Genomic DNA, 7,060 nt, shown 5'->3' on the forward strand with positions numbered 1-7,060 from the left:
AACTGCGTGGAGAAAGATCGGTCCATGATCTGGATTGTCCAACGTCACAATGCGGATCTGACAGGCAGGTCCCTCCGAACTGACTTTCATCCCTGCCGAAGGTCTCGGCGAGCTTCGGGTTTCTCTCCGACGGCAGAGGAAAAGTGGGGACGACACAACGGGAGCGCGACGTGTCCACAGTAATTTATGTCATGAGTTCGCTTCCCAGTTGGCAACTGCCTGACGGAGTTCCCAAAGGCGTTTGGGAGTACGCCCAGGCCCCCCACATTGCCGACGAATACGACGATACCATTTCCGGAAACGACCTGACCGTTTTCGATCAGCAGGTCATCGCCCGACACTGTCGTCGGCCGGGCGTGGTGGTGGACCTGGGTTGTGGCACGGGGAGGGCACTCATTCCTCTCGCCAAGCGGGGATTTACCGGGATCGGGGTCGATCTTTCCCGACCTATGCTCCTCCGTCTCCGCGAGAAAGCAAAACAGGAAGGCTGCGCCGTCTGGGAAATTCAAGCGAATATAGTAGAGCTGGGATGTCTCAAAGACTCCATCGCTGATTACTGTCTTTGTCTGTTCAGCACGCTGGGGATGGTTCGCGGCCGGCCATCGCGCCGCCAGGTGCTGGGACACGTGGCACGGATTTTAAAACCGGGCGGAAAGTTCATCGTCCACGTTCACAATGTGTGGTTCCATGCCCTGACACCCGCTGGCCGCGACTGGCTGATCCCCCACTGGGTGGAGGCCCGTATCCTCCGCCGCACCGAATTTGGGGACAAGTTCTTTGAGTACCACGGCATCCCCAACGTTTTCGTGCACGCCTTTACCCGCCGGGAGTTCGTTCGGGATCTACGGAGTGCGGGGTTGGTGATCGAGGAGCTCATTCCCCTCGCAGTGGGGAGGCGCGAGCCCCTGCCTTTCCCGTGGTTTTTCGGGTGGATGCGTGCCAACGGTTGGATCGCCGTATGCCGGCGTCCAAGCTCGACGTGACTCGAAACGAGCAGAATATCGCTTTTTCCTGGCAAAAAAATGAAAAGGCGTGATCTTCATAAAGACCACGCCTCGTGATTTTCTCAAGTTGAGGAATTGCCGAACCTGCGGTCCTCAATTCGCAAACCAGCTTCCACTGGGAACGGGGAGGTTCGCTCGGGTGGAAGCAAGCTCCGGCCGGGTCACCTGGTGCGAGGCGATTTCCCAAGCGTTGATTTGCACACCGCCGGTCACAAACATCGTGCCACCGCGAATCCGGGCGAAAACGGCCGTCGGGGAGACATGACGGGCAGGGGTCAGTTTGGCGGTGGTCACAATGTCTTCACCCAGAAGGGCCGGCAGGGAAAGCTGAGCCTTGTCGAGCAGTCTTTCCTGCGCTATGAGGGCACCCAGGGTAGCCAGGTCCATGCAGTTGCGAACCTGCCCGAACACCGGATCAGCCTTGGACAGTTCGTCGTACCGGGCGGTCATCAGCTCCGCCCATTTACGATAGACGGGGGCAGCTTCCTGGGTCTTGACACGCTCACCCTGGCTGTTGTAGAGATCCGCCTCGGCCATCGTCTTGACGGCCGCCTTCTGGAATTTCCAGGTTAGACCCGCTTCATCACGGGCAAGCGGCTCATAGTCCGGTGCAAGCCACCAGCGAGGCATCATATTGTTCGGCCGGAAACCGGAACTGGTTACCAGCGAAACGAAACTCGGCAGTCCCGGCACGGGAGCGGGTTCCGCACCCATTGAAATTTGTTTCATGCGGAAGTCGGCCGCCACAAGAACACGCGCAAAGTGAGAGGATTCCGGCACACCCGTCAGGGTCACAACCTGCGGCCCAATGGCCTCTTCGAGCGCCCGGGCGAATGCCACCGGATCCACATTTCCCCGGCGTGCGCGGACAAAGGCGTTAAGCCGCTGGATGCCCTCGGCCGTGGGGTCAATGGAGCAACTGATGACCGTCCGCTGCGGTTGGAATGCCGCCCGCAAGGCCACCACCAGGTCATCCAACAGCATGATCGGTTTGCCGCTTTGCATTCCCACCGGGTATCCTTTTTCGTGAAGGCGCCAGGGTTCGGCAGGCCCCACGATGATGATGTCCTGCTTATCAGGATAAACGAGCACGTAATCGATCCGCGTCAGGCCGCCGAGGAAGCAAACCTCTTCGGGAAGGGGCGTTCCCTCCCGCATGGATCGGGCAAGCTCTGCGTCCAGGTATTTGAGAGAGACGGCCCGACTGGTTGATGGCCGACGAAACTCCTCGGGGAGATCGCGATGGAACTGCTGCCAGGTTCGCGCCAGTTCCTGGAGATCCTGCCGGGAAGCCGAGCGGATCACCCCGGACTGGTCGATGATGACCCCTCCCACCGCCCGGGTTGCCAGTACAGCGCCCCCGACATTGTTGTTCTGTGCCCGGGCCAGGCCCGACCAAACGCCCGAAGTCAGCAGGGCCGCCACGATGGCAGGCAAGCCCACCCAACGACCGATTCCCCGCACGCGAATCATACGAAAATCTCCCAAACCACGCGGTAAAGTAAACTTTTCGTCACAATAAAGGCGGCGACTTCGCTCACTCAAAGAAACGCGTCAGCACATTGAGCAGAACAGTAGCTCCGCCGATTTTGCCGGTTCCGCGGGAATCCTTCCCTGGACAGTCCCGCCATATCGCCCATTTTCCCACACAAGGTCACTACAATTTTAGGCTAATTGGCTGCCGCGGGGTTTTCAACTTTCTTTTGCATCCCCTTTTTGGTTGCCGATTTTCGCCAGAAAGTTCCAGCTATGCAGGGGGTCGCTCCGTTCGCCGAGGTGGGCTGCCTTCCAGGAGAGCGGGCAGACGGTGGAAAAGCAGAAGACTCCGCCGTTCCCTCGTTCCGACCGCTGCCCAGGGGGATCGAGGCCGCCGTTTGTCCCCTAAAAGGCCCTGTTTCCGCTGGGAAGCCCACATGATTTGTGGGCCGACGCGTTTTTTCGCCTTGGAGCCAGCCCGGCAATGCGCTCCGGTTCGCGGGGAAAACCATTAGAATAGAGATAGAAGGCAAAATGCCGAGCGGTTTTGTTATGCGATTTTCACCCTGCAGCAACAAGAGCGAGGGTTGACCATTGTCGGACGTTGCCTACCTCGTCATCCGTGAAGGCTCGAAGTGGACGGACGTGTTTCGTCTCGTCCCAGGCCAGGTGATCACGATTGGTCGGGCGCCGACAAACCAGATCGTCATCAAAGATGAGCGCTGCAGCCGCAGCCACGCCGAAGTTTTTATGTCCGAGGGCCGGTGGGTCATCCGCGATCTGGAGAGTCGGAACGGCACCGTTGTCGGCAACCAGCTCATCAAGACGGACTGGCCCCTCCAGTCGGGCGATGTGATTCGCATCGGGCGGTCCCAGCTCGTCTTCGTCAAGCATCTCAGCGACGCTTTTCCGGAAACGGGCACCATCCCCGGACGGGAGGCCTTTGCCGAGGCCCCACAGGGGCCTCAGACGGCCAAGTCCGAAAGCGACGAGGAGGTTCTCGGCGAATACGAGCCCACCACCATCACCCATCGGCGGAACCGAACCAGGCTTCTTGAATCGGAGAATCGGGAGGAACTCAGCCTCGAAGAAGCCGGCCGGGCCGCCGCGCGGTTGTGCCGCCTCGCCTTTGAGCTGGGCAAGGCACCCACGGCCGTCCGCATGGCGGAACTCACGCTGGAAGCCCTGTTTGAAATGACGGCCGTGGACGGGGGCGCCGTGTTACTGGTGCCTCGCGATTTCGTGGGCACCCCCACCGGCAGCGACCTTCACGTGGTCGCTTCCAAGACAACATCGCAATGGCCCTATCACCGCGTTTCCAACTTTCTGGCGAGCACCGTGCTCCGGGAAGGGGAGGCGGTTTTGGCCCGCAACGTCCTCGACGACAGCGCCATCGGCAGCCGGGATAGTCGCGGGGAGATTCACGCCACAAGTGTCATCTGCGCACCGGTGCGCCAGGGGAAACGGGCCCTCGGCGTCATCCATCTTTACTCCACGGACACCAGCCGCGGTCCTTCTCCGGAGGATCTCGAGTTCACGCTGGCAGCGGCGGACACCCTCGCCGTGGCTCTCGCCAACCTCAATCGCCAGGAGGAGCTGGCCGAGAATCTCACGCAGGTCAAGACGGAGAACGTGCAGCTTCGCGAGCGGCTGGGCGTCCACAGCGAGCTCGTCGGACGAAGCGAAGCGATCAGGAGAATCAACGAGGAAATCGCTCGGGCAGCGGCCACCAAAGCCACGGTCCTCATCCGCGGAGAAAGTGGCGTGGGAAAGGAGCTCGTCGCCCGGGCGGTCCACTACTCCAGCCCCCGGCGCGGTGGTCCCTTCGTCTGCATCAACTGTGCCGCGTTGTCCGAGGAACTTCTGGCAAGCGAACTCTTTGGACACGAGAAAGGCGCCTTCACGGGCGCTTATGAACGCAAAATCGGCAAGTTCGAACTGGCCCACCAGGGAACGCTCATGCTCGACGAAATCGGCGAGATGAGCCCCAGCATCCAGGCCAAGTTTTTGCGAGTGCTGGAGGGACATCCGTTCGAAAGAGTGGGCGGAAGCAAGCCGATCAAGGTGGACGTCCGCGTCATCGCCGCCACCAACCGCGACCTGGAGCAGGAAGTGGCTGCGGGTCGATTTCGCAGGGACTTGTTCTTCCGGCTGCGGGTACTGGAAATCGTTGTCCCACCGCTGCGGAAACGGATCGAAGACATTCCCGAGCTGGCCTACTACTTCCTCAACAAATTCCGCGAAGAAACCGGCCGCAAGATCAAAGGCTTCACCACGCAGGCCATGGAACGGCTCACAACCTACCGCTGGCCGGGAAATGTGAGGGAACTTAAAAACGTTATCGAGCGAGCGGTGGTGCTTTGTCGTGGGGATTATATCGATGTGGATGATCTGCTGCTTTCCACCTTGCCGACCACCGGCGACACAGCCGAGGCGCTCATCCAGGAGCGCGGATATCGGCCGTGCTCTCTCGAGGAACTCGAACGGGCCCATATCCTGGCCACCCTGCGACACACAAATTGGAACAAGAGCCGAACAGCGCAGATCCTTGGCATCGAGCGGTCCACCCTGGAACGCAAGATCCGCCGCTACGGCCTGGATGAATTGGGGAAGAAGCAGACTCCACGCTGACGGCCGGTTTTCGCCCGCGGCTTCCAGGGCGTTGCATTTGTCCCTTGGGGAATATACTGTTATCTGTTCGCATATCTGCTCCGTTGGTTGACTCAACCAGAAGGACAAGAAACGATGCACCGTGCAACGCGTGTGGCCCTGGTCGTAGGCCTTATCATCGCCCTGTTGCTGATTGCTGCCGGCGGTTATGTTTGGCTCATTACGTTGAGCGACAAGCGAATCGAATCCAGGCTGACAGCTCTGCGGCAGGTGGGCGAACCCACATCCGTCGAAGAGTTGTGGCGTTCCACGGGCACCGGCAGCGAAAAACCGCAGGACACGCGATTTGCCGAGGTCGTGGCTCAGGCCAGCGAGATTCGCAAGATTGTGGAAAACTCCTACGCCCCCGCCCTCATGGACGAAAACGGCCATCTCACAGAGGCAGGACGGCAGCGTATCGCCGAAGCCTTCCAGAAACACGGGAAGTTTCTCGATCTGGTGGCGCAATTTCTGGAAAATCCCCCTGCACCCGTTTCCCCGGCGAGTGAACCCACTCCGGAAGACCACCTCAAGTGGTGCGTGCGTGCTGCCCAGGACGCGGATCTCGTTGCGAGGATGCTTCACTATTGGGGGCTGTTCCATGGCGAATCCGGAAACACACCCGAGGTCCTTCGAGCAGCGCAATTTTCACAAAAATTGGGCCAGTGGATTCGCGCGTTTCCAGGAACCATGCCCTGTAATTCCGCTCTCAAGGCGGAAGCCAACACGATCGATCTCTGCGAGGTGATTCTGCGTGACCCCAAGGAGGTCGAAGAGCTGGCCGTTCTCCGCCAGCCCCTTTTGGACACGCACCCCCTTGAGTGGTGCGCTCGGGCGGTGGTCGCCGACCGGGCACTGGGATTGAGCCTCCTGAGTCGGTATCCGGGACACGATTCTCTGTGGACGCGCTACCGCTGGAACCGGTTGTACCTGCGCTATCTCGATTTGTTCGAGCGGCTTGTGAACGGCGTTCAACAGGCGAGTTATTCGGCAGTCGCCTCTGCACTCGATGCCAGCGGTCTCCCTGTCGAAGCCGATGCGGTCAAAATGGTCCTTCCCACCGTGCGTCGCTGCGTCAACGAGGCCTTTGCCGTGGAAGCACGCCGCCGGGAGTGCCTTGTCGCTCTGGCTATCCTCAACACGCGTATTCAGAAAATACCGGAATCCGGGCAACAACTGCTCGATCCGAATAAACTCAATCTGCCCAAAGACGTGGTCCTGGATCCGTACAGCGGAACCCCGTTCCATGTGCTGACCGCCAATGACCGGTGCGTCATTTACTCGGTGGGCCCCAATCAAAAAGACGAAGGTGGACAGACGCTGCAGGGAGCCGACGACGTGAGTTTTCGGTTTGTCTGGACCCCCGCCACGTAGGCCCAAAACCGGGGCGATAACGTCTTCAGAAAGCGTTTCAAATTGCGACGTCGCTGTAAAACTGAGTAAATATCCGTGATCGCACAACGCGAAACGTACCAGCACGAATGAAGGGCCACCCGACGAAGATCACGAAACCGTGTATTCAGAAATGACTCGCCCCGGTAACTCTGCCGAAGGCGTCATAGATGAGGTGGTTGACCATGGTGGCTGCTCCCTGAAAGCTCCTATCCCATCTTAAAATTCTGTAGCAGAATCATCAAACGGATTTGGTATCTCACCGAGAAGGAGCTTGCCAGCAGTGGTCAGGTGTGGGATCACATGTATAAGAAACCCGATCAAGAAATCACAGGTTTGCTCGGCGTCCCACGCTTCGGGGTTTCTCACCAAGTTACACAGCGTTTCCAAATCCGAAAGCCAGTCAGTCATGTGGAAAACGAAATCAGCTTGCTTTTGCCGAAAGTCTGCATCTTCTTGACCATCTTTGTATATTTCAAACGCGCGACCCAAGAGAGCTTCTAATTTCTGTTTTCTGCTCATACTTTTTTCTCCGTGCC

General features: G+C 59.1%; 5 protein-coding genes. 3 read left to right on the forward strand and 2 right to left on the reverse strand.

Features of this window, described 5'->3' with window-relative positions:
* Positions 1 to 170 precede the first annotated feature (170 nt).
* A complete protein-coding gene (locus H5U08_RS07295; RefSeq protein ID WP_297031705.1) occupies positions 171 to 983 on the forward strand; it encodes a class I SAM-dependent methyltransferase in 813 nt (270 codons plus the stop codon).
* A 114-nt stretch (positions 984 to 1,097) separates the two neighbouring features.
* Here H5U08_RS07295 and H5U08_RS07300 read toward each other — a convergent pair whose 3' ends face one another.
* Positions 1,098 to 2,477 (reverse strand): DUF1598 domain-containing protein, encoded by a 1,380-nt coding sequence (locus H5U08_RS07300; protein ID WP_297031706.1) that lies wholly within the window; start codon positions 2,475 to 2,477, stop codon positions 1,098 to 1,100.
* 597 nt (positions 2,478 to 3,074) lie between these two features.
* Between H5U08_RS07300 and H5U08_RS07305 the strand changes: the two genes are divergently transcribed.
* Positions 3,075 to 5,111 carry a sigma 54-interacting transcriptional regulator gene (locus H5U08_RS07305; RefSeq protein ID WP_297031708.1) on the forward strand — a complete coding sequence of 679 codons (2,037 nt, stop codon included), beginning with the start codon at positions 3,075 to 3,077 and terminating at the stop codon, positions 5,109 to 5,111.
* 114 nt (positions 5,112 to 5,225) lie between these two features.
* Positions 5,226 to 6,503 carry a hypothetical protein gene (locus H5U08_RS07310; protein WP_297031710.1) on the forward strand — a complete coding sequence of 426 codons (1,278 nt, stop codon included), beginning with the start codon at positions 5,226 to 5,228 and terminating at the stop codon, positions 6,501 to 6,503.
* 237 nt (positions 6,504 to 6,740) lie between these two features.
* On the opposite strand, the gene H5U08_RS07315 is transcribed toward H5U08_RS07310, so the two are convergent.
* Positions 6,741 to 7,060 (reverse strand): hypothetical protein (locus H5U08_RS07315; RefSeq protein WP_297031711.1); only part of this gene is annotated, 320 nt, incomplete at its 5' end.

Origin of the sequence: Thermogutta sp. (genome assembly GCF_014359955.1) — a bacterium.
Classification (GTDB): Bacteria; Planctomycetota; Planctomycetia; order Pirellulales; family Thermoguttaceae; genus Thermogutta.